At 61.0% G+C, this 20,848-nt stretch carries 16 protein-coding genes; 12 read left to right on the top strand and 4 right to left on the bottom strand.

Features of this window, described 5'->3' with window-relative positions; all coding sequences use genetic code 11:
- Positions 1-82 precede the first annotated feature (82 nt).
- The 3 genes from AC0R79_RS28105 to AC0R79_RS28095 all read left to right on the top strand — a co-directional run bounded on the left by AC0R79_RS28105 (position 83) and on the right by AC0R79_RS28095 (position 5,038).
- The gene (locus AC0R79_RS28105) at positions 83-1,951 is read left to right on the top strand and encodes a c-type cytochrome (protein WP_474732554.1); all 1,869 of its coding nucleotides are present in this window, start codon (positions 83-85) and stop codon (positions 1,949-1,951) included.
- Between the two features lie 25 nt (positions 1,952-1,976).
- Positions 1,977-3,221, top strand: coding sequence for a metallophosphoesterase family protein (locus AC0R79_RS28100; RefSeq protein ID WP_474732553.1), 1,245 nt, complete (start codon positions 1,977-1,979; stop codon positions 3,219-3,221).
- A gap of 161 nt (positions 3,222-3,382) precedes the next feature.
- Positions 3,383-5,038 carry a phosphoinositide-specific phospholipase C-related protein gene (locus AC0R79_RS28095; RefSeq protein WP_474732552.1) on the top strand — a complete coding sequence of 552 codons (1,656 nt, stop codon included), beginning with the start codon at positions 3,383-3,385 and terminating at the stop codon, positions 5,036-5,038.
- Between the two features lie 62 nt (positions 5,039-5,100).
- Here AC0R79_RS28095 and gbcA read toward each other — a convergent pair whose 3' ends face one another.
- The gene (gbcA, locus tag AC0R79_RS28090; RefSeq protein WP_127800304.1) at positions 5,101-6,393 is read right to left on the bottom strand and encodes a glycine-betaine demethylase subunit GbcA; all 1,293 of its coding nucleotides are present in this window, start codon (positions 6,391-6,393) and stop codon (positions 5,101-5,103) included.
- A gap of 281 nt (positions 6,394-6,674) precedes the next feature.
- Between gbcA and gbcB the strand changes: the two genes are divergently transcribed.
- The gene (gene gbcB / locus AC0R79_RS28085) at positions 6,675-7,775 is read left to right on the top strand and encodes a glycine-betaine demethylase subunit GbcB (RefSeq protein ID WP_007959796.1); all 1,101 of its coding nucleotides are present in this window, start codon (positions 6,675-6,677) and stop codon (positions 7,773-7,775) included.
- A 52-nt stretch (positions 7,776-7,827) separates the two neighbouring features.
- Here gbcB and AC0R79_RS28080 read toward each other — a convergent pair whose 3' ends face one another.
- The 3 genes from AC0R79_RS28080 to AC0R79_RS28070 all read right to left on the bottom strand — a co-directional run bounded on the left by AC0R79_RS28080 (position 7,828) and on the right by AC0R79_RS28070 (position 10,794).
- A complete protein-coding gene (locus tag AC0R79_RS28080) occupies positions 7,828-8,652 on the bottom strand; it encodes an SDR family oxidoreductase (protein WP_474732551.1) in 825 nt (274 codons plus the stop codon).
- A 237-nt stretch (positions 8,653-8,889) separates the two neighbouring features.
- The gene (locus tag AC0R79_RS28075; RefSeq protein ID WP_039768014.1) at positions 8,890-9,423 is read right to left on the bottom strand and encodes an REP-associated tyrosine transposase; all 534 of its coding nucleotides are present in this window, start codon (positions 9,421-9,423) and stop codon (positions 8,890-8,892) included.
- 330 nt (positions 9,424-9,753) lie between these two features.
- On the bottom strand, positions 9,754-10,794 hold the full coding sequence (locus AC0R79_RS28070) for a threonine aldolase family protein (protein ID WP_007959802.1): 1,041 nt from the start codon (positions 10,792-10,794) through the stop codon (positions 9,754-9,756).
- A gap of 128 nt (positions 10,795-10,922) precedes the next feature.
- Between AC0R79_RS28070 and AC0R79_RS28065 the strand changes: the two genes are divergently transcribed.
- The 8 genes from AC0R79_RS28065 to fdhA all read left to right on the top strand — a co-directional run bounded on the left by AC0R79_RS28065 (position 10,923) and on the right by fdhA (position 20,727).
- Positions 10,923-11,633, top strand: coding sequence for a TraX family protein (locus tag AC0R79_RS28065; protein WP_474732550.1), 711 nt, complete (start codon positions 10,923-10,925; stop codon positions 11,631-11,633).
- Between the two features lie 156 nt (positions 11,634-11,789).
- Positions 11,790-13,043 carry a serine hydroxymethyltransferase gene (gene glyA / locus AC0R79_RS28060; protein ID WP_007959804.1) on the top strand — a complete coding sequence of 418 codons (1,254 nt, stop codon included), beginning with the start codon at positions 11,790-11,792 and terminating at the stop codon, positions 13,041-13,043.
- Positions 13,044-13,063: 20 nt separating this feature from the next.
- Positions 13,064-14,314 carry a sarcosine oxidase subunit beta gene (locus AC0R79_RS28055; RefSeq protein WP_003206307.1) on the top strand — a complete coding sequence of 417 codons (1,251 nt, stop codon included), beginning with the start codon at positions 13,064-13,066 and terminating at the stop codon, positions 14,312-14,314.
- A gap of 13 nt (positions 14,315-14,327) precedes the next feature.
- On the top strand, positions 14,328-14,657 hold the full coding sequence (locus tag AC0R79_RS28050; protein ID WP_007959805.1) for a sarcosine oxidase subunit delta: 330 nt from the start codon (positions 14,328-14,330) through the stop codon (positions 14,655-14,657).
- Positions 14,654-17,671: a sarcosine oxidase subunit alpha gene (locus AC0R79_RS28045; protein ID WP_085608922.1), complete on the top strand. Its 3,018-nt coding sequence runs from the start codon at positions 14,654-14,656 to the stop codon at positions 17,669-17,671. The genes AC0R79_RS28050 and AC0R79_RS28045 overlap by 4 nt, the downstream gene beginning before the upstream one ends.
- A gap of 147 nt (positions 17,672-17,818) precedes the next feature.
- Positions 17,819-18,451: a sarcosine oxidase subunit gamma gene (locus AC0R79_RS28040; protein WP_064599941.1), complete on the top strand. Its 633-nt coding sequence runs from the start codon at positions 17,819-17,821 to the stop codon at positions 18,449-18,451.
- Between the two features lie 13 nt (positions 18,452-18,464).
- Positions 18,465-19,322 (top strand): formyltetrahydrofolate deformylase, encoded by an 858-nt coding sequence (gene purU, locus AC0R79_RS28035; RefSeq protein WP_007959808.1) that lies wholly within the window; start codon positions 18,465-18,467, stop codon positions 19,320-19,322.
- 205 nt (positions 19,323-19,527) lie between these two features.
- Positions 19,528-20,727, top strand: coding sequence for a formaldehyde dehydrogenase, glutathione-independent (gene fdhA, locus AC0R79_RS28030; RefSeq protein ID WP_007959809.1), 1,200 nt, complete (start codon positions 19,528-19,530; stop codon positions 20,725-20,727).
- Positions 20,728-20,848 lie beyond the last annotated feature (121 nt).

The following is a 20,848-nucleotide window of genomic DNA, read 5'->3' as shown; positions in this document are numbered from 1 at the left end:
AGAGCGGACGCAGAGCGTCCATGGCGGCATTGCCACGCGGACGGTTCGACGCTTCGACGTGGGTAGGATCTGGGGAACTGATATGGACAGCTACATCCGCTGGTTTCAACGCTTCATCTGGCTCGGCATTGCGATGAACATGGTGTTCGCGATCCCGGCGCTGTTCGCGCCGGGGTTGCTGACATCGGTGGTCGGCCTGCCGCCGCAACTCTCCGACCCGTGGCTGGAAAACGCCGGGATGCTGCTGGTGGGCATCAGCGTGTTCTACATGCCGTCGGGCTTCAACGCGCCGCGCTACGTGGTGCATTCCTGGCTGTGCGTGCTGACGCGGTTGATCGCGGTGGCGTTCTGGATCTACCTGATCAACACCAGCAGCCAGGGCTCGGTGTTCGTGCCGATGCTGATGGGTGACCTGAGCTTTTTCCTGATCCTCGGCATCCTGCTGTACCTCGGCACCACGCCTGAAAACCGGCCACTTGCGCTGCTCTGTGACGGCTGGCGCGAGTGGCGGGCGGCGTGGGCGCGGCAGTGGCAGAGTCACGCGTTCAAGGTCGGCACGCTGGTCGTGGTGGCGCTGCTGGCGTTCATCGGTTACCAGACCTGGTACCAGATGCTGCGCGTGGTGCCGGAGCAGGATTACGCCTCCGACGAAGACCACTACAAATACGCCGCCATCGGTCTCGGTATCGAGGCGCGGATCCCCTATTACCTGTTCTCGGTATTGCCGCAGATGTGCCCGGAAAAACTGCCGAAACCCGGTGGCTGGGAAGTCTTCGGGTTCCTGTTCGAGAACGGTAAGGACCTGCCGATCGGCATGGCCAAGCGGCAGATCGGCTACCCGACCGTCGAGCCGAACTGCGCGCTGTGCCACACCGGTTCCTACCGGGCGAATGCCAGCGACGTCGCGGTGAATGTGCCGAGCGCACCGGCCAACACCCTGCAACTGCAAGCCTTCCAGTGGTTTGCCTACGATTGCGCCAGCGACCCGAAATTCACCACCGACGCCGTGATGGCTGCGATCAACAGCAAGTTCCAGCTGGGCTTTTTCGAAAAGCTCTACAACCGTTACCTGATCATCCCGATGGCCAAGACCGCGCTGCTCAAACAGAAGCAGGCCTACGCCTGGCAGAAGCTGCGCCCGCAACAGGGGCCGGGGCGTACCGACACCTTCAACCCGACGAAAATGGTGGTGTTCGGCTTCCCGGATGACTCGACCATCGGCACCGTCGACCTGCCGCAAGTGTGGAACCAGAAACCCCGGGAATCGATGTACCTGCACTGGGACGGCAATAACAACAAGATCCACGAGCGCAACTACGCCGCCGCGATGGCCGTGGGCGCGACGCCGGAATCGGTGCTGCCGCCGAGTTTCAACCGGGTGACCAACTGGCTGCTCGGGCACAAGGCGCCGGCGTGGCCGTGGGCACTGGATCAGGCAAAAGTCGCCCAGGGCAAACCGGTGTGGGAGGCTAACTGCGCGGGTTGTCATGACTTCGGGCGTACCGATACCGGGCAGGTCACCACCAACATCGACCAGCTCGGCACCGATCCGCACCGGCTGAACTCGTTCACCACCGGGTTGGTGGCGGCGTTCCACACCTTCAAGAAACCGCCGTTCGATTTCGGCGCCTATCGCAAGACCCAGAGCTACAGCAACACGCCCACCGACGGCATCTGGCTGCGCGCGCCGTACCTGCACAACGGCTCGGTGCCGACGTTGTGGGACTTGCTGCAACCGCCGGAAAAACGTCCGCAGGTGTTCATCACTGGCTCCGATGTCTACGACCCGGTCAACGTCGGCTTCGTCACCAGCGGCGCCCAGGCCAAAGCTTCGGCGGATTTCACCTACGACACGCGCCTGGAAGGCAACCACAACAGCGGTCACCTGTACGGCACGACGCTGTCGGACGACGACAAGCGTGCGCTGATCGAATTCATGAAAACCCTGTGAACCCTTACGGATAGAGGATTACGTCATGTCAGCGGTCGGACATCTGAAGCACGAATACGACAAGGTCAAGGTGCGCCTGCACGGCTTGTTCACGCGCATCGAAATGGCCTGGATGAAGCTCATCAGTGAACTCGAACCCAAGGAATTCGAGGCCATCATCAAGTTGCTCCAGCGCGGTCACGATCAGGCGCAATACGTCCTCAAGCACGGCGAGCTGCCGGACGACGAACCGGCCGTGCCGTGGGAGTTGTCCCACGGCCTGTCGATCCTGCGCATCGGCAACGCGACGCCGCTGCCGCAATCGCCCGATCAACTGCAAACCAAAGTGCTCAAGGACGGCACGTTGCTGGGCTGTCGCAAATGGGAGTTGCTGGATCTGTTGTGGAGCGAAGCGCTGCTCAAGTGGATTGAAAACCTGCGCCATCACGCGACCTTCGGCACCGATCCGGCGCTGGTGAAAATGGAGCGCGAAGTGACCTTGGCGATTGCCGGCGACTGGGGCACCGGGCCGTTCAACAGCCATGCGCCGGCGGTGTCGGTGGCGAACCAGATGCAACTGGCCAATGCCGACTTCACCATTCACCTGGGGGATGTTTATTACGCCGGCACCCACTCTCAGGAAGACACCGACATGGCGGGCTGGCCGATGGGCACCCACGGCTCGTTCACCCTTAATTCCAACCACGAGATGTACAGCGGCGCCCACGGCTATTTCAAGGAACTGGCCGCGCGTTTTCCGGGGCAGCAGGGCACCAGCTACTTTGCCCTGATCAACGACGACTGGCTGATTGTCGGGCTGGACACGGCGTACGCCTCGGACGTCATGAACCTGTACATGGACGGAACGCTGAACAAGCCGCAGATCGAGTGGATGAAAGGGCTGCCGAAACGCAAGAAACTCATGGTGCTCAGCCACCATCAGGGCTTCGACATCACCGGGCACAACAAGACTGCGCTGTATCAACCGGTGTGTGATGCGCTGGGGCGCGAGCCGGATTACTGGTATTGGGGGCACCTGCATAACGGCATCGTCTATGCCACCCAGGGTGGGCTGCATGCGCGTTGTGCCGGGCACGGGGCGATTCCCTACGGCACCACCAGCGAGCTGAACGGACATTCGCGGGTGCTGTTTTCGGAGACGAAGGATGCGAACGATCCGGACTATCCGCTGCGGGTGTTGAACGGGTACGCGAAAATTCGGCTGGACGGCGAAAACATCATTGAAGAGTTTATCGCCGAGAATGGAGAAGTTCGCTGGCGATCGAACTAATGTATTTAAACAAAGTGCGCCCGAATGGGCGCATTTTTGTTTTTCAAACTGATAACAACATTCTGAACGATATATTCGATATACGGCTCGTTTAATTTTTCGGTTAATAAGTTGCCGGCAGTCATTCGATTGTCGGGACTTGTATCATGGAAGATTGAACAATGTTTACTATCAACAAAACAGTATTGTCGCTGGGGCTCTTGTGTGCCCAGCTTGGTTCTACGTCATTAGTATCCGCCGCTGAAACGGCGCCGGGTATCAATAACTTCAAGAAGCCATTTAATGAATATTCGTGGGTCACGGCTCACAACGGTTATCTGGATGACATGCGCACTCAGCTCAATCGTGGTGTGCGTGGTTTCATGCTGGACTTGCACCCCGGTACTTCGAGTGGCGAGGCGGATGCTTATCTGTGCCATACCCCTAAAGATCCGGGTGCTTGCAATATCGGCACGAACACGAAGTTTGCCGATGCGCTGAACAACGTGTTCCTGCCTTTCCTGCGCAGCAATCCCAATGCCGTGGTGACACTATTGCTGGAAACCCGGGTGGAAAAGGCCAGCCTGACTCGCGCAATCAGTCAGGTACCGGGACTGGCGGACTGGGTATTTGATCCAGCGGTCTACAAGAACTCGGCCACCTGGCCCACCCTTGAACAAATGATCGGCACTGGCAAGCGTCTGGTGATCCTCACTGACCGACACGACGGTGTTTATCCGGTCAGTGGCAAAACCGTCAATGTACTGCTTGATAACAAGTGGGAAAGCCAGAACTACTGGGACCTGGGCATTACTTCGCTCAAGCATGACTGGAGTTGCCCGTCGCGCTGGACGAATTACTATCCGACGGTGGCAGCGAGCGGATTTGAGAGATGGCCGCGCCTGTTCGTGATGAACCAGTTCCACGCCTGGGGCGCAACAGCGCCGCATGCAGGCGACACGGATAACAACCTGACGTGGCTTGAGCGTCGAGTCGACAACCATTGTGCAAGCGCCTTGGGCAAACGCACTGCACCGAGCTTCATGACGATCGATTTCAACCAGACCGGTGATGCGTTCCCTTATGCGGCAGCGCTGACCCAGGGTGGTTTTTACTTCTATGAAAAAAACCACACTGATAAAACCGGTGATACTGCCTGCGTGGTTCCGGCGGGGCAGGATCTTGATTTCAGCTTGCCTGCACGAGGCTGTGAGAAAGACGAGGCGCGCTCGCTTGAGTTGCGCGGGATCGCCAAAGGTACGCGTCTGAGTGTTTATGACTCTACCGGTGGCAATACCAGTGACGATTACACCTTTGTTGATGTCAAGCGTGATATCGGGATCAATGAGTCAGTAAAGCTCGGCAGTTTCGAGACCAACTTTGAAAGCGCCGAAATCAAAGTGACCCATGTTCGTAATAATGGTCTGGATGGAAAAATCTCGCGTATCTCGATAGGTAAAACCCCCGCGCCAGGCGACTTTCGTGACGCGAGCGTAGTGTTCTATGAGGGGAATTCTGCTACTCAGAATGTTGTGTGTTCGGTAAACCTTGCGACTACCCGAGCCTTCAACTTCAGTGGTGACTGTGATAACGATGAAGCGCGCTCCGCGAAGGTTCTTAAAGCCAAGGCAGGCTCCAGTTTCATGGTCTATGGAAATAAAAACATGAATGAAAACCAGGGTTACGCAAGGGTGGATTTCTTGAGCGACATTACGACACCGGTGGTCATTGGCAGCTTCGAGAGAAGTTATAACGCGGGTGCCTACCGCGTTATTCGGGGCGGTCCGAGCAATACGCTGGATGGCCAGGTTTCGAGCATGAGAATCATGGCGCCGTAAGGCATGAAAAAAGAAACCCGCAGCGTCGGACGACGTCTGCGGGTCTTGTTTAACGGCAGGGATTAACCCTGAACCGGAACCCCCTTGAGATAGGGCGCAGGTTCGGCCCCGAGATTGCTCAGCATCCGCTCGCTGTACCAGTCCACGAAGTTGACCACGCCGAATTCATAAGTCTTCGAGTACGGGCCCGGCTGGTATGCGGTGGAGTTGATCCCGCGCTGGTTTTCTTCGGCCAGACGACGGTCCTGATCGTTGGTCGCGTCCCACACCTGGCGCATGCGTTCGACGTCGTAGTCCACGCCTTCGACCGCATCCTTGTGCACCAGCCACTTGGTGGTGACCATGGTTTCCTGGGCGCTGATCGGCCACACGGTGAACACGATGATGTGGTCGCCCATGCAGTGGTTCCATGAGTGCGGCAGGTGCAGGATGCGCATCGAGCCCAGGTCCGGGTTCTTGATCCGGCCCATCAGCTTGGCGCAGCCCTGTTTGCCGTCCATGGTCATCGACACGGTGCCCTTGAGCAGCGGCATGCGCACGATGCGGTTGCGCAGGCCGAAACTGGCGTGGGCGTAAGGGATCTTCTCGGCTTCCCAGGCAGCAGCGGAGGCGGCGACGTGATCCTTGAACGCCTGATCGGCGCGCGGGTCGGTGACGTCGTCCCATTCCAGCAGGGTTTTCAGCAATTCAGGGTGCGAACCGCCGCAGTGGTAGCACTCGCGGTTGTTTTCCAGCACCAGTTTCCAGTTGGCCTTCTCCATCAAGGTGGTGGTAATCGCCACCTTGGTGTTCTCCATGTCGTACGGTTCCATGTAGTGGTTCAGCGTCGACAGGAAGTCATCGATGGCCGGCGGGTTCTCCGCCAGGCTGATGAAGATGTAGCCGCCGGCCGTCTTCACGTTCACCGGTTTGAGGCCGTACTGCTTCATGTCGAAGTCGGCGCCCATTTCGGTGCCGGCGAACAGCAGGCGGCCGTCCAGTTCATACGTCCACTGGTGGTAGTGGCAGACCAGTTTGGCGACCTTGCCCTTGTCGCTGGTGCACAGGCGCGAGCCACGGTGGCGGCAGACGTTGTGGAATGCGTGCACCACGCCTTCGGCGCCGCGAATGACGATGATCGGGTTCTTGCCGATCTGCAGCGTGATGTAGTTGCCCTTGGCCGGGATTTCGCAGGTCATGCCGGCGATCAACCACTCTTTCTGGAAGATCTCCTGCATGTCGATATCGAACAGACGCTCGTCACTGTAGAACGGCTGCGGCAGGGAGTAGGTGCGCTCGCGCTCCTGCAGCATTTGTGCGGTGGCCTTGCGTGCGGGTTCCAGCGGGTCGCCCAGGCTGATTTTTGCGGTGTCCATCGATGTAATCCTCAAGGCCATCTGCGTGGCCGCGAAAGTGGCTGATCAGGGTTGCAGCGCAAGGTGTAAAGAATCTGTTTGTGTTGGGGGCGAGTGTGGGGCCGCCGCTGCCCGGAACCTTATCCATGGGCGACATGGTGCAATCTGTTCCCGACGCGCAACCCCCGGTGGTTGGGGGCTGGTCGCGATAAGTATGTCAATGTCGCGGATAGGTAAACGGGGCGTCTGCGCTATACGCAGAATCGCCACATGAAGGCCGACAGTCGGCCGTGGAGAACAGCATGTCGAACAGCTTCCTGAATCCGGTCACCACCCAGACCTGGGCCAATGGCCGACACATCGTCCGTTGCGTCAAAGTCATCCAGGAAACCTGGGATGTGCGCACCTTCTGCTTCATGGCCGACCAGCCGATCCTGTTCTTCTTCAAGCCCGGGCAATTCGTGACCCTGGAGCTGGAAATCGAAGGCCAGCCGATCATGCGTTCGTACACCATCTCCAGCTCGCCGTCGGTGCCGTACAGCTTTTCGGTGACCATCAAACGGGTGCCGGGGGGCAAGGTGTCCAACTGGCTGCACGACACGTTGCACGAAGGCCAGGAACTGGCGGTGCACGGGCCGGTCGGGCTGTTCAACGCCATCGATTTCCCGAGCCCGAAAGTGCTGTACCTGAGCGGCGGTGTCGGCATCACGCCGTGCATGTCGATGGCGCGCTGGTTCTACGACACCAACGGCAACGTCGACATGACGTTCATCCACAGCGCCCGCTCGCCGAAAGACATCATTTACCACCGCGAGCTGGAACACATGGCGTCGCGGATCGACAACTTCAGCCTGCACCTGATCTGCGAGAAACACGGGCTGGGCGAGCCGTGGGCCGGCTATCGCGGCTACCTCAACCACAAGATGCTGGAACTGATGGTGCCGGACTTCCTCGAGCGCGAAGTCTTCTGCTGCGGCCCGACGCCGTACATGACGGCGGTCAAGCGCCTGCTGGAAAACGCCGGCTACGACATGAAGCGCTATCACGAGGAATCCTTCGGCGCCACGCCACCGGAAGCCCGCGCCGATGCGGTGGAGCAGGCGGAACAGGCAGCGGAAGCACCGGAAGTGCCGGCGGCGGATCTGCACCTGGTGGAATTCACCTCATCGGACAAGAGCATCCGCGTTGCCCCGGGCGAAACCGTGCATGCGGCGGCTGCGAAGGTCGGCCTGATGATCCCGAAAGCCTGCGGCATGGGGATCTGCGGGACGTGCAAGGTGCTCAAGCTGGGCGGCGAAGTGGAGATGGATCACAACGGCGGGATCACCGAGGACGACGAGGCGGAGGGGTACATTCTTTCTTGCTGCAGCGTGCCGAAGGGGGATGTTCGTATCGAGTACTGATGCCGGATGAAACCTGTGGGACCGAACAGGCTCGGTCCCACAGGTTTGTCGTTCAATCGACGAACAAATCCGTCATCAACTTCGCATCACTTCCCGGTTCAAAGCGGTAATGATCAAACTCCGTCACGCCGCTCTCCCGCAAAATCTCCTCATCAATCAGCAACTCCCCGGTAATACGCCGCTCGCTACTGCTCAAAATCACATGCGCGGCATCCGCCATGATCGCTGGCGTGCGCGCATGCTTGAACGACTCGCGATTGCCCAGCTGAAACTCGATCGCCGCCGTGGCGATCATGGTCTGCGGCCACAGCGAATTGACGCTGATCCCATAGTTGGCAAATTCCTCGCTCATCCCCACCGTCAGCATGCTCATGCCGTACTTGGTCACGGTGTAGGGGCTGTATTGCGCGAACCATTTGCTGGCCAGATTCAGCGGCGGTGACAGGTTGAGGATGTGCCCGGAGGATTTCTTCAGATAGGGCAGGGCGGCCTGACTGCACAGCAACACCGCGCGGGTGTTGATCTGGTGCATCAGGTCGAAACGCTTGAGCTCGATATGCTGCACACCGGTCAACTTGATCGCCCCGGCGTTGTTCACCAGCGCATCTATCCCACCGAAATGTTCATTGGCCTGAGCCAGCGCCTGACGCACCGCGTCTTCATCACGCACATCCAGTTGCAGCGCCAGGGCCTTGCCGCCGGCCGCTTCGACTTCAGCGGCGACGCTGTGGATGGTGCCGGGCAACTTGGCGTGGGGCTCGGCGCTCTTGGCCGCGATCACGATATTGGCCCCGTCCTGTGCAGCCCGCAGCGCAATCTCGCGCCCGATGCCACGGCTGGCGCCGGTGATGAACAAGGTTTTGCCTTTTAGCGACATGCGCAAGCTCCTGCTTATTGTTATATGAGCGATGGCTCGACAGACAATGTAGACGATGGAGCTGAAACGGGAGGGAGCCAGATCGTTCCCACGCTCCGCGTGGGAATGCAGCCTTTGACGCTCCGCGTCATGACGATGCCTGGCGTTGCATCGGTGGTGCGGCAGGAACGCGGAGCGTCCCGGTATGCATTCCCACGCAGAGCGTGGGAACGATCTGCGTGTGGGATAGCGGGAGCTTCAGTACCAGCGCTGAACCTCGATCAGCCCGTCCAGCCCTGCATAGTTTCGGGCGCTCGAATACCGCCAGTGCTCCGGCAGCTCCACATAACCACGCTTTACCGGGTTGTTGTGGATGTAATCGAGTTTCTGGCGCATGACTTCTTCGCTGTAGACCATCTCCGCGTGAGCACCTTCCTGCCACATCTGATACACCCGATCTTCCTTGTGTGCCCGTTTGCTGAAGCGAAGGCGCTTCAATGCTCTTTCTGCACCCCTGTTTTGCAGGTCATCAATGATCTGTCGGGCTGTGAAGGATTTGAACTGGCTCAGGCATTTACTCAGGTCAGGCGCCTGGGCGACGAAATGCAGGTGGTTTTCCAGGATCACGTAGCCGTAGAGCTTCAGTTGCTGGTGGGTTTGTTGATAGCGCCAACAGTTGAGCAGGTGGTCGACGAGGTAAGGGCGGACGAACAGTGGAAGCCACTCCACCAGCGTGCAGGTCAGGAAGTGAGGCTTTTCGGGTTCGGTGATGGTGTAGCGGCTTCGGCCCATGGGATTCATCCTTGAATCTTGCGGTGCTGTTGAGAGGAACGCGGAGCGTCCCCGGATGCACTCCGACGCACACGGTTCGACGCCTCGACGTGGGAACGATCAGAGTGAGGTGGCCGGAGTGATCGCGCTAGAGGCGAAGTCTGTAGCGGCGGTGGGAAAAATCATCTGTAGCTTTGAGTCGTGATCGTTCCCACGCTCTGCGTGGGAATGCGGCCCTTGACGCTCCGCGTCATGACGGTGTTCGGCGTTGCATCGGCGGTGCGGCAGGAACGCGGAGCGTCCCGGGAGGCATTCCCACGCGGAGCGTGGGAACGATCAAGGAGGAGGGAATCAGGCTGACATGACTTCGCGGATGTCGCGCGCCAGTTCGCGGACGCGTTCTTCTTCGGTGTCCCACGAGCACATGAAGCGGGCGCCGCCCTTGCCGATGAAGGTGTAGAAGCGCCAGCCGCGTGCGGTCAGGGCGGCGATGGCCGGTTCCGAGAGTTGCAGGAACACGCCGTTGGCCTGGACCGGGAACATCAGCTCCACGCCCGGGATGTCGCTGACCAGTTCGGCCAACAGTTGCGCGCAGTGGTTGGCGTGGCGGGCGTATTTGAGCCAGGCGTCGTTTTCCAGGATGCCGACCCACGGCGCCGACAGGAAGCGCATCTTTGACGCAAGCTGCCCGGCCTGTTTGCAGCGGTAGTCGAAGTCTTCGGCCAGTTTGTGGTTGAAGAACAGGATCGCCTCACCCACCGCCATGCCGTTTTTCGTGCCGCCGAAGCACAGCACGTCGACGCCGGCCTTCCAGGTCAGGTCTGCCGGCGAGCAGCCGAGGAATGCGCAGGCGTTGGAGAAACGCGCGCCGTCCATGTGCAGGTTCAGGCCCAGTTCCTTGCAGGTGTCGCTGATGGCGCGGACTTCTTCCGGGGTGTAGACGCTGCCGACCTCGGTGGCCTGGGTCAGGGTCACGACGCGCGGTTTCGGGTAATGGATGTCCTGGCGTTTGAGGGCGACTTCGCGGATCGAGGCCGGGGTGATCTTGCCGTTTTCGGTGCCGGCGATCAGCAGTTTCGAACCGTTGGAGAAGAATTCCGGTGCGCCGCATTCGTCGGTTTCGACGTGGGCGGTTTCCGAGCAGATCACGCTGTGGTAACTCTGGCACAGCGACGACAGCGCGAGGGAGTTGGCGGCGGTGCCGTTGAAGGCGAAGAACACTTCGCAGTCGGTCTCGAACAGCTTGCGGAAATAATCGGAGGCGCGTGCTGTCCACTCATCGTCGCCATAGGCGCGCTGGTGGCCGTGGTTGGCCTGTTCCATGGCAGCCCAGGCTTCGGGGCAGATACCGGAGTAGTTGTCGCTGGCGAATTGTTGGCTCTTGTCGGTCATGGCCGGCTTCCGTGATCGAGGCGCTTGTGGCGCTTCGTGGGGTCAATGATGGTGCGCACTGTACCGAAGATCATCCGGGGAGCACACGGGATGTCGCTGTCAGAACTTTACAAGGATGCGAGCCGATTATGCACCTGAGCCAGCGCGACGGCGCACTCGATCTGCTCAAGTGGCTGGCGCTGCTGAGCATGCTGCTCGATCACCTGCGATATGTCGGGATCAGCGCCGATTGGCTGTATGTGCCGGGACGGCTGGCGTTCCCGTGGTTCTGTCTGGCGATGGCGGCGAATCTGGCACGGGACGGCGCGCGCAAGACCGAATGGCGCTATCTGGGCTGGCTGTTGCTGTTCAGCGCTGTGAGTGAAATTCCCTACCGCTTGTACATTCCCGAGCCCGACACCTTGAACGTGATGCCCACGCTGGCGCTGGGCTTGCTGGTGGCGCGGGGCTGGCAGGATCCAACATTGATTTCACGACTGCTGGGCGTCAGTGCTTTGCTGGTGGCTGCAATGTTCCAGGAGCGACTGATGTTCGGTCTGTTCGGCGTCCTGCTGCCGCTGGCGATGTTGCTGGTGTTTCGCAAACCCTGGTTTTTCAGCCTGCTGCCGGGGCTGGTGTGTCTGGCGGCGAATCAGTGGCGGGTGCTCTACGAATCCGCGCAGTTCGGCAACCTGGTCGCCATCCTCGGGATTGCGACCTGCCTGATGGCGCCACTGCTCGGAATGTTCCTGTTGCGACACGCCACTTGCCTCCACGCGCCACCCATGCGGCGCTGGGCGTATGCGCTCTATCCCGCGCATTTCGTGGTTCTTCTGGCCTTGCGCCAGCTGCTTGTTTGAGTCCGTCGTCCCCGTCATGTCGTAAACGCACCTTTGCGTGGCGTCCGTAGGCATTTGACCTCCCTGCGCCGGCCATACCATCGCATCAAAGGGCATTGGCTGAACGCCGTGCCTTACCGAGACGAATGGCGCACAGATGCCGCTGGGAGAGACGCGATGTTCAGCAAGCAAGACCAGATCCAGGGTTACGACGATGCACTGCTGGCGGCGATGAATGCCGAGGAGCAACGTCAGGAAGATCACATCGAGCTGATCGCGTCGGAGAACTACACCAGCAAACGCGTGATGGAAGCGCAAGGCAGCGGCCTGACCAACAAATACGCCGAAGGCTATCCGGGCAAGCGCTACTACGGTGGCTGCGAGCACGTCGACAAGGTTGAAGCCCTGGCCATCGAACGCGCCAAGCAACTGTTCGGCGCCGATTACGCCAACGTCCAGCCGCACTCCGGTTCTTCGGCCAACAGCGCCGTGTACCTGGCCCTGCTGCAAGCGGGCGACACCATTCTGGGCATGAGCCTGGCCCACGGCGGTCACCTGACCCACGGCGCCAAGGTCTCGTCCTCGGGCAAGCTGTACAACGCCGTGCAGTACGGCATCGATACCAAGACCGGTCTGATCGATTACGACGAAGTCGAGCGTCTGGCCGTCGAGTGCAAACCGAAAATGATCGTCGCCGGTTTCTCGGCCTACTCGAAAACCCTCGACTTCCCACGCTTCCGTCAGATCGCCGACAAGGTCGGTGCGTTGCTGTTCGTCGACATGGCCCACGTCGCCGGTCTGGTGGCTGCCGGTCTGTACCCGAACCCGCTGCCGTATGCCGACGTGGTCACCACCACCACCCACAAGACCCTGCGCGGTCCGCGTGGCGGCCTGATCCTGGCCAAGTCCAACGAAGAAATCGAGAAGAAGCTCAACGCCGCGGTATTCCCCGGCGCTCAGGGCGGCCCGCTGATGCACGTCATCGCCGGCAAGGCCGTGTGCTTCAAGGAAGCGCTGGAGCCAGGCTTCAAGGCCTATCAGCAACAAGTGATCGACAACGCCCAGGCGATGGCGAGCGTATTTATCAAACGTGGCTACGATGTAGTGTCCGGCGGCACCGACAACCACCTGTTCCTGGTCAGCCTGATCCGTCAGGGCCTCACCGGTAAGGACGCCGACGCCGCCCTCGGTCGCGCTCACATCACCGTCAACAAGAACGCCGTACCGAACGACCCGCAGTCGCCGTTCGTGACCTCCGGCCTGCGCATCGGCACCCCGGCGGTGACCACCCGCGGCTTCAAGGTGACCCAGTGCGTGACGCTGGCCGGCTGGATCTGCGACATCCTCGACAACCTCGGCGATGCCGATGTCGAGGCCAACGTCGCCCAGCAGGTTTCGGCCCTGTGCGCTGACTTCCCGGTTTATCGCTGAGCGTTCTGGAGTATATGACTATGCAACGCTATTCGGGCTTCGGCCTCTTCAAACACTCCCTCAGCCACCACGAAAACTGGCAGCGCATGTGGCGCACGCCGACCCCGAAAAAGGTCTACGACGTGGTCATCGTCGGCGGCGGCGGGCACGGTCTGGCGACGGCCTACTATCTGGCCAAAGAGCACGGCATCACCAACGTGGCCGTGGTCGAGAAGGGCTGGCTGGGCGGCGGTAACACCGCGCGCAACACCACCATCGTTCGCTCCAACTACCTGTGGGACGAGTCGGCGCACCTGTACGAACACGCGATGAAACTGTGGGAAGGCCTGTCGCAAGACCTGAACTACAACGTGATGTTCTCCCAGCGCGGCGTCTACAACCTGTGCCACACCCTGCAGGACATCCGTGATTCCGAGCGTCGGGTCAGCGCCAACCGCCTCAACGGCGTCGACGGCGAACTGCTCAACGCCAAGCAGGTCGCGGACGAAATTCCGTACCTCGACTGCTCGAAAAACACCCGCTACCCGGTGATGGGCGCAACCGTTCAGCGTCGCGGCGGCGTGGCCCGTCACGATGCCGTGGCCTGGGGCTTTGCCCGGGCCGCCGACGCCCTCGGCGTGGACCTGATCCAGCAGACCGAAGTGATCGGTTTCCGCAAGGAAAACGGCGTGTGCATCGGTGTCGAAACCAACAAGGGCTTCATCGGCGCCAAGCGCGTCGGCGTGGTCACCGCCGGTAACTCCGGGCACATGGCCAAGCTCGCCGGTTTCCGTCTGCCGATCGAATCCCATCCGCTGCAAGCGCTGGTGTCCGAGCCGATCAAACCGATCATCGACAGCGTGATCATGTCCAATGCCGTGCACGGCTACATCAGCCAGTCCGACAAGGGCGACCTGGTGATCGGCGCCGGTATCGACGGCTACAACGGCTACGGCCAGCGCGGTTCGTACCCGGTGATCGAGCACACCATTCAGGCCATCGTCGAGATGTTCCCGGTGCTGTCGCGGGTGCGCATGAACCGTCAGTGGGGCGGCATCGTCGACACCACGCCGGACGCTTGCCCGATCATTTCGAAAACCCCGGTCCCGAACATGTTCTTCAACTGCGGTTGGGGCACCGGTGGCTTCAAGGCCACACCTGGCTCGGGCAACGTGTTTGCCGCAAGCCTGGCCAAGGGTGAAATGCACCCGCTGGCCGCACCTTTCTCCATCGACCGTTTCCACAACGGTGCGTTGATCGACGAACACGGCGCTGCGGCTGTCGCCCACTAACAGGAGAAATCCCATGTTGCATATCTTCTGTCCTCACTGCGGCGAACTGCGCTCCGAAGAGGAATTCCACGCATCCGGCCAAGCGCACATCCCGCGTCCTCTGGACCCTGCAAGCTGCACCGACGAGGAGTGGGGCGACTACATGTTCTTCCGCGACAACCCGCGCGGTCTGCACCACGAGTTGTGGGATCACGTCGCCGGTTGCCGCCAGTACTTCAACGTCACCCGCGACACCGTGACCTACGAGATTCTCGAAACCTACAAGATCGGCACCAAGCCGCAATTCACCGACAAGGCTGACACTGCGAAAACAGCCACGACGGCGCTGGGAGAGAAGGTATGAGCCAGACCAATCGCCTGTCCAACGGTGGACGGATCGACCGCAACAAAGTGCTGAGCTTCACCTTCAACGGCCAGACCTACAAAGGTTTTGAAGGCGACTCGCTGGCCGCAGCCCTGCTGGCCAACGGCGTCGACATCATTGGCCGCAGCTTCAAGTATTCGCGTCCGCGCGGCATCTTCGCCGCCGGTGCCGAAGAGCCGAACGCGGTGCTGCAGATCGGTGCTACCGAAGCCACTCAGATCCCTAACGTGCGCGCCACGCAACAGGCGTTGTACCAGGGCCTGGTCGCCACCAGCACCAACGGCTGGCCGAGCGTCAACAACGACATGATGGGGATTCTCGGCAAGGTCGGCGGCAAGCTGATGCCGCCGGGCTTCTACTACAAAACCTTCATGTATCCGCAATCGTTCTGGATGACTTACGAGAAGTACATTCGTAAGGCTGCCGGTCTTGGCCGCTCGCCGACCGAGAACGATCCGGACACCTACGACTACATGAACCAGCACTGCGACGTGCTGATCGTCGGCGCCGGCCCGGCCGGTCTGGCCGCTGCCCTGGCCGCTGCACGCAGCGGTGCCCGGGTGATCATCGCCGATGAACAGGAAGAGTTCGGCGGCAGCCTGCTCGACTCCCGCGAAAGCCTCGACGGCAAGCCAGCCGTGGAGTGGGTTGCCAGTGTCGTTGCCGAATTGAAGAACACTCCGGACGTGCTGCTGTTGCCGCGCGCCACGGTCAACGGTTACCACGACCACAACTTCCTGACCATTCACGAACGCCTCACCGATCACCTCGGCGACCGCGCTCCGATCGGCCAGGTGCGTCAGCGCATCCACCGCGTCCGCGCCAAGCGTGTGGTGCTGGCGACCGGTGCTCACGAGCGTCCGCTGGTCTACGGCAACAACGATGTGCCGGGCAACATGCTCGCCGGTGCCGTCTCGACTTACGTGCGTCGTTACGGCGTGGCGCCGGGCAAAAAACTGGTGCTGTCGACCAACAACGATCACGCCTACCGCGTGGCGCTGGACTGGCTCGACGCAAGCCTGCAAGTGGTCGCCATCGCCGACGCCCGCAGCAATCCGCGCGGTGCACTGGTTGAAGAAGCGCGCGCCAAAGGCATTCGCATCCTCACCGGCAGCGCCGTGATCGAGGCCCGTGGCAGCAAGCACGTGACAGCTGCCCGCGTGGCGGCGATCGATGTCAAAGGCCACAAGGTCACCAGCCCGGGCGAATGGCTCGACTGCGACCTGATCGCCAGCTCCGGCGGTTACAGCCCGGTGGTTCACCTGGCGTCGCACCTCGGCGGCAAGCCGATCTGGCGCGAAGACATCCTCGGTTTCGTACCGGGCGAAGCACCGCAGAAACGCGTGTGCGTCGGCGGCATCAACGGCGTCTATGGCCTTGGCGATTCGCTGGCTGACGGTTTTGAAGGCGGCGTGCGCGCAGCGTCCGAAGCCGGGTTCCAGAGCGTCGAAGCGGTCCTGCCGAAAGCCTTGAGCCGTCTGGAAGAACCGACGCTGGCGCTGTTCCAGGTGCCGCACGAAAAAGCCACCGCACGGGCGCCGAAGCAATTCGTCGACCTGCAGAACGACGTGACCGCCGCCGCCATCGAACTGGCGACCCGCGAAGGTTTCGAATCGGTCGAGCACGTCAAACGCTACACCGCGCTGGGCTTCGGCACCGATCAGGGCAAGCTCGGCAACGTCAACGGCCTGGCGATTGCCGCCCGTTCGCTGAACGTGACCATCCCGCAGATGGGCACCACGATGTTCCGTCCGAATTACACGCCGGTGACGTTTGGCGCTGTGGCCGGTCGTCACTGCGGGCACATCTTTGAACCGGTGCGCTACACCGCACTGCATCAATGGCACCTGAAAAACGGCGCCGAGTTCGAAGACGTCGGCCAGTGGAAACGTCCGTGGTACTTCCCGAAAAACGGCGAAGACATGCATGCCGCGGTCAAACGCGAATGCAAGGCTGTGCGCGACAGCGTCGGTCTGCTGGACGCTTCGACCCTGGGCAAGATCGACATCCAGGGCCCGGACGCCCGTGAGTTCCTCAACCGCGTGTACACCAACGCCTGGACCAAGCTCGACGTGGGCAAGGCCCGTTACGGCCTGATGTGCAAGGAAGACGGCATGGTCTTCGACGACGGTGTGACGGCGTGTCTGGCCGACAACCATTTCGTCATGACCACCACCACCGGCGGCGCGGCTCGCGTACTGCAGTGGCTGGAGCTGTACCACCAGACCGAATGGCCAGAGATGAAGGTCTACTTCACCTCCGTCACCGACCACTGGGCGACCATGACCCTGTCCGGCCCGAACAGCCGCAAGCTGCTCAGCGCCGTGACCGACATCGACCTGGCCAACGAAGCCTTCCCGTTCATGACCTGGAAAGAAGGTCTGGTCGGCGGTGTGCCGGCGCGGGTGTTCCGTATCTCGTTCACCGGTGAGCTGTCGTACGAAGTCAACGTCCAGGCCGACTACGCGATGGGCGTGCTGGAAAAAATCGTCGAGGCCGGCAAGCAGTACAACCTGACGCCGTACGGCACCGAGACCATGCACGTCCTGCGGGCCGAGAAGGGCTTCATCATCGTCGGCCAGGACACCGACGGCTCGATGACCCCGGACGACCTGAACATGGGCTGGTGCGTCGGTCGCACCAAACCGTTCTCGTGGATCGGCCAGCGCGGCATGAACCGTGAAGACTGCGTGCGTGACCAGCGTAAACAGCTGGTGGGTCTGAAGCCGATCGATCCGAACGTATGGCTGCCGGAAGGTGCACAGCTGGTGTTCAACACCAAGCAGTCGATCCCAATGACCATGGTCGGCCACGTGACCTCCAGCTACGCGCACAACTCCCTCGGCTATTCGTTTGCCATGGGCGTGGTGAAGGGCGGTCTGAAGCGTCTGGGCGAGCGGGTGTTCGCACCGCTGGCGGATGGCAGCGTGATCGAGGCGGAAATCGTTTCTTCGGTGTTCTTCGATCCGAAAGGCGATCGCCAGAACATTTGACACTGATCGTTCCCACGTCGAGGCGTCGAACCGTCTGCGTGGGAATGCATCCCGGGACGCTCCGCGTCCCAAGAGCGGACGCAGAGCGTCCATGGCGGCATTCCCACGCAGAGCGTGGGAACGATCAAACAAAAGAATAGGTGCTTTATGACCGCAGCCAACGTTTACCAACAACGCCCGACCACCGGGGCCAAGGCCGAGTCGTCGCTGCATCACGCCGACCTCGCCAGCCTGGTCGGTAAAGGCCGCAAGACCGCCGGCGTCACCGTGCGCGAGAAGAAACTCCTCGGCCATCTGACCATCCGTGGCGACGGCCACGATGCCGCGTTCGCCGCCGGTGTGCACAAGGCGCTGGGCATTGAATTGCCGGGCGCCCTGAGCGTGATCGTCAAAGGCGAAACCAGCCTGCAATGGATGGGCCCGGATGAGTGGCTGCTGATCGTGCCGAGCGGTGAAGAGTTCGCTGCCGAACAGAAACTGCGCGAAGCGCTGGGCGATCTGCACATCGCAATCGTCAACGTCAGCGGCGGCCAGCAAGTGCTCGAATTGAGCGGCCCGAACGTGCGTCAGGTGCTGATGAAATCCACCAGCTACGACGTGCACCCGAACAACTTCCCGGTCGGCAAGGCTGTCGGCACGGTGTTCGCCAAGTCGCAGCTGATGATCCGCCACACCGCCGAAGACACCTGGGAACTGCTGATCCGCCGCAGCTTCTCGGATTACTGGTGGTTGTGGTTGCAGGATGCGTCCGCCGAATACGGCCTTAGCGTTCAGGCCTGATCAGGAGAAAACGATGAGCCGCGCCCCGGATACATGGATTCTGACCGCCGACTGCCCCAGCGTTCTCGGCACCGTGGACGCGGTGACGCGTTTTCTGTTCGAGCAGGGTTGCTACGTGACCGAGCACCACTCGTTCGATGACCGCCTCTCGGGCCGGTTCTTCATTCGTGTGGAATTCCGCCAGCCCGACGGTTTCGACGAGCAATCCTTCCGCGCCGGCCTCGCTGAACGCGGTCAGGCGTTCGGCATGATCTTCGAGCTGACTGCGCCAAACTACCGGCCAAAAGTGGTGATCATGGTCTCCAAGGCCGATCACTGCCTCAACGACTTGCTCTACCGCCAGCGCATCGGCCAGTTGTCGATGGACGTGGCGGCGGTGGTGTCGAACCACCCGGACCTCAAGCCGCTGGCCGACTGGCACCAGATTCCCTACTACCATTTCCCCCTCGACCCCAACGACAAACCGGCCCAGGAGCGGCAGGTGTGGCAAGTGATCGAGGAGGCTGGCGCCGAACTGGTGATCCTCGCCCGCTACATGCAGGTGTTGTCGCCGGAGCTGTGCCGCAAGCTCGATGGCAAGGCGATCAACATTCATCACTCGCTGCTGCCGGGCTTCAAGGGCGCCAAGCCGTATCACCAGGCCTACAACAAGGGCGTGAAACTGGTGGGCGCCACCGCGCACTACATCAACAACGACCTGGATGAAGGGCCGATCATCGCCCAGGGCGTCGAGGCGGTGGATCACAGTCATTATCCAGAAGACCTGATCGCCAAGGGCCGCGACATCGAAGGCCTGACTCTGGCCCGGGCCGTGGGATATCACATCGAAAGAAGGGTTTTTTTGAACGCCAACAGAACCGTCGTTCTTTAGATCGCTATCGCGAGCAAGCTCGCTCCCACAGGGGATTTGTGGTGTGAGCAAGATGGCATGCACCCAAGAGAGCCAATGTGGGAGCGGGCTTGCTCGCGAAAGGGCCATAACTGACAACGCAAAACCAACAAGCAATAACCCGAGCACTTAACGCACTGCCTGCCTGGGCGGCGCGGTTCCATAAAAACAACAGCGAGGTGAAAGCATGTCTGGCAATCGTGGTGTGGTGTATCTCGGCGCTGGCAAGGTCGAAGTACAGAAAATCGACTATCCGAAAATGCAGGATCCGCGCGGCAGGAAGATCGAGCACGGTGTCATCCTGCGTGTGGTTTCAACCAACATTTGCGGCTCCGACCAGCACATGGTGCGCGGCCGTACCACGGCGCAGACCGGTCTGGTGCTGGGCCACGAGATCACTGGTGAAGTGATCGAAAAAGGCTCCGACGTCGAGAACCTGAAAATCGGCGACCTGGTGTCCGTTCCGTTCAACGTGGCTTGCGGGCGCTGCCGTTCCTGCAAGGAGCAACACACCGGCGTCTGCCTGACCGTCAACCCGGCCCGTGCCGGTGGCGCTTACGGTTATGTCGACATGGGCGACTGGACCGGCGGCCAGGCCGAATACGTGCTGGTGCCGTACGCCGACTTCAACCTGCTGAAACTGCCGGACCGCGACAAGGCCATGGAGAAAATCCGTGACCTGACCTGCCTCTCCGACATTCTGCCGACCGGTTACCACGGCGCCGTTACCGCTGGCGTTGGCCCGGGCAGCACCGTTTACATTGCCGGCGCGGGCCCGGTCGGTCTGGCCGCTGCCGCCTCCGCCCGCTTGCTCGGCGCTGCGGTGGTGATCATCGGCGACGTCAACACCATCCGCCTGGCCCACGCCAAGGCTCAGGGTTTTGAAGTGGTCGACCTGTCGAAAGACACCCCGCTGCACGAACAGATCGCCGCGCTGCTGGGCGAGCCTGAAGTGGATTGCGCGGTGGACTGCGTGGGCTTCGAAGCCCGTGGTCATGGCCACGACGGCGTCAAATCCGAAGCCCCGGCCACTGTGCTCAACTCGCTGATGGGCGTGGTGCGCGTAGCCGGCAAGATCGGTATCCCGGGCCTGTACGTGACCGAAGATCCGGGTGCCGTGGACGCTGCCGCGAAAATGGGCAGCCTGAGCATCCGTTTTGGCCTCGGCTGGGCCAAATCCCACAGCTTCCACACCGGTCAGACTCCAGTGATGAAGTACAACCGCCAGCTGATGCAGGCGATCATGTGGGACCGCATCAACATCGCCGAAGTGGTGGGCGTGCAGGTCATCAGCCTCGACCAGGCGCCGGAAGGCTACGGCGAGTTCGATGCCGGCGTGCCGAAGAAGTTTGTGATTGATCCGCACAAGTTGTTCAGTGCGGCGTAAGCGAAGAGGCAATAAAAAAACGGCGACCCTGGGTCGCCGTTTTTTTATGAGGGGTACATCACTGTTCTCGCGTTTCACGACGCGCCTGTGCCATTCATCGCCCGGCGTTCGGACTTTCACG

Source organism: Pseudomonas sp. HD57-3, assembly GCF_056113135.1.
The sequence above is the reverse complement of the archived record's forward strand: the minus strand, read 5'-3'. Positions and strand labels throughout refer to the sequence as shown.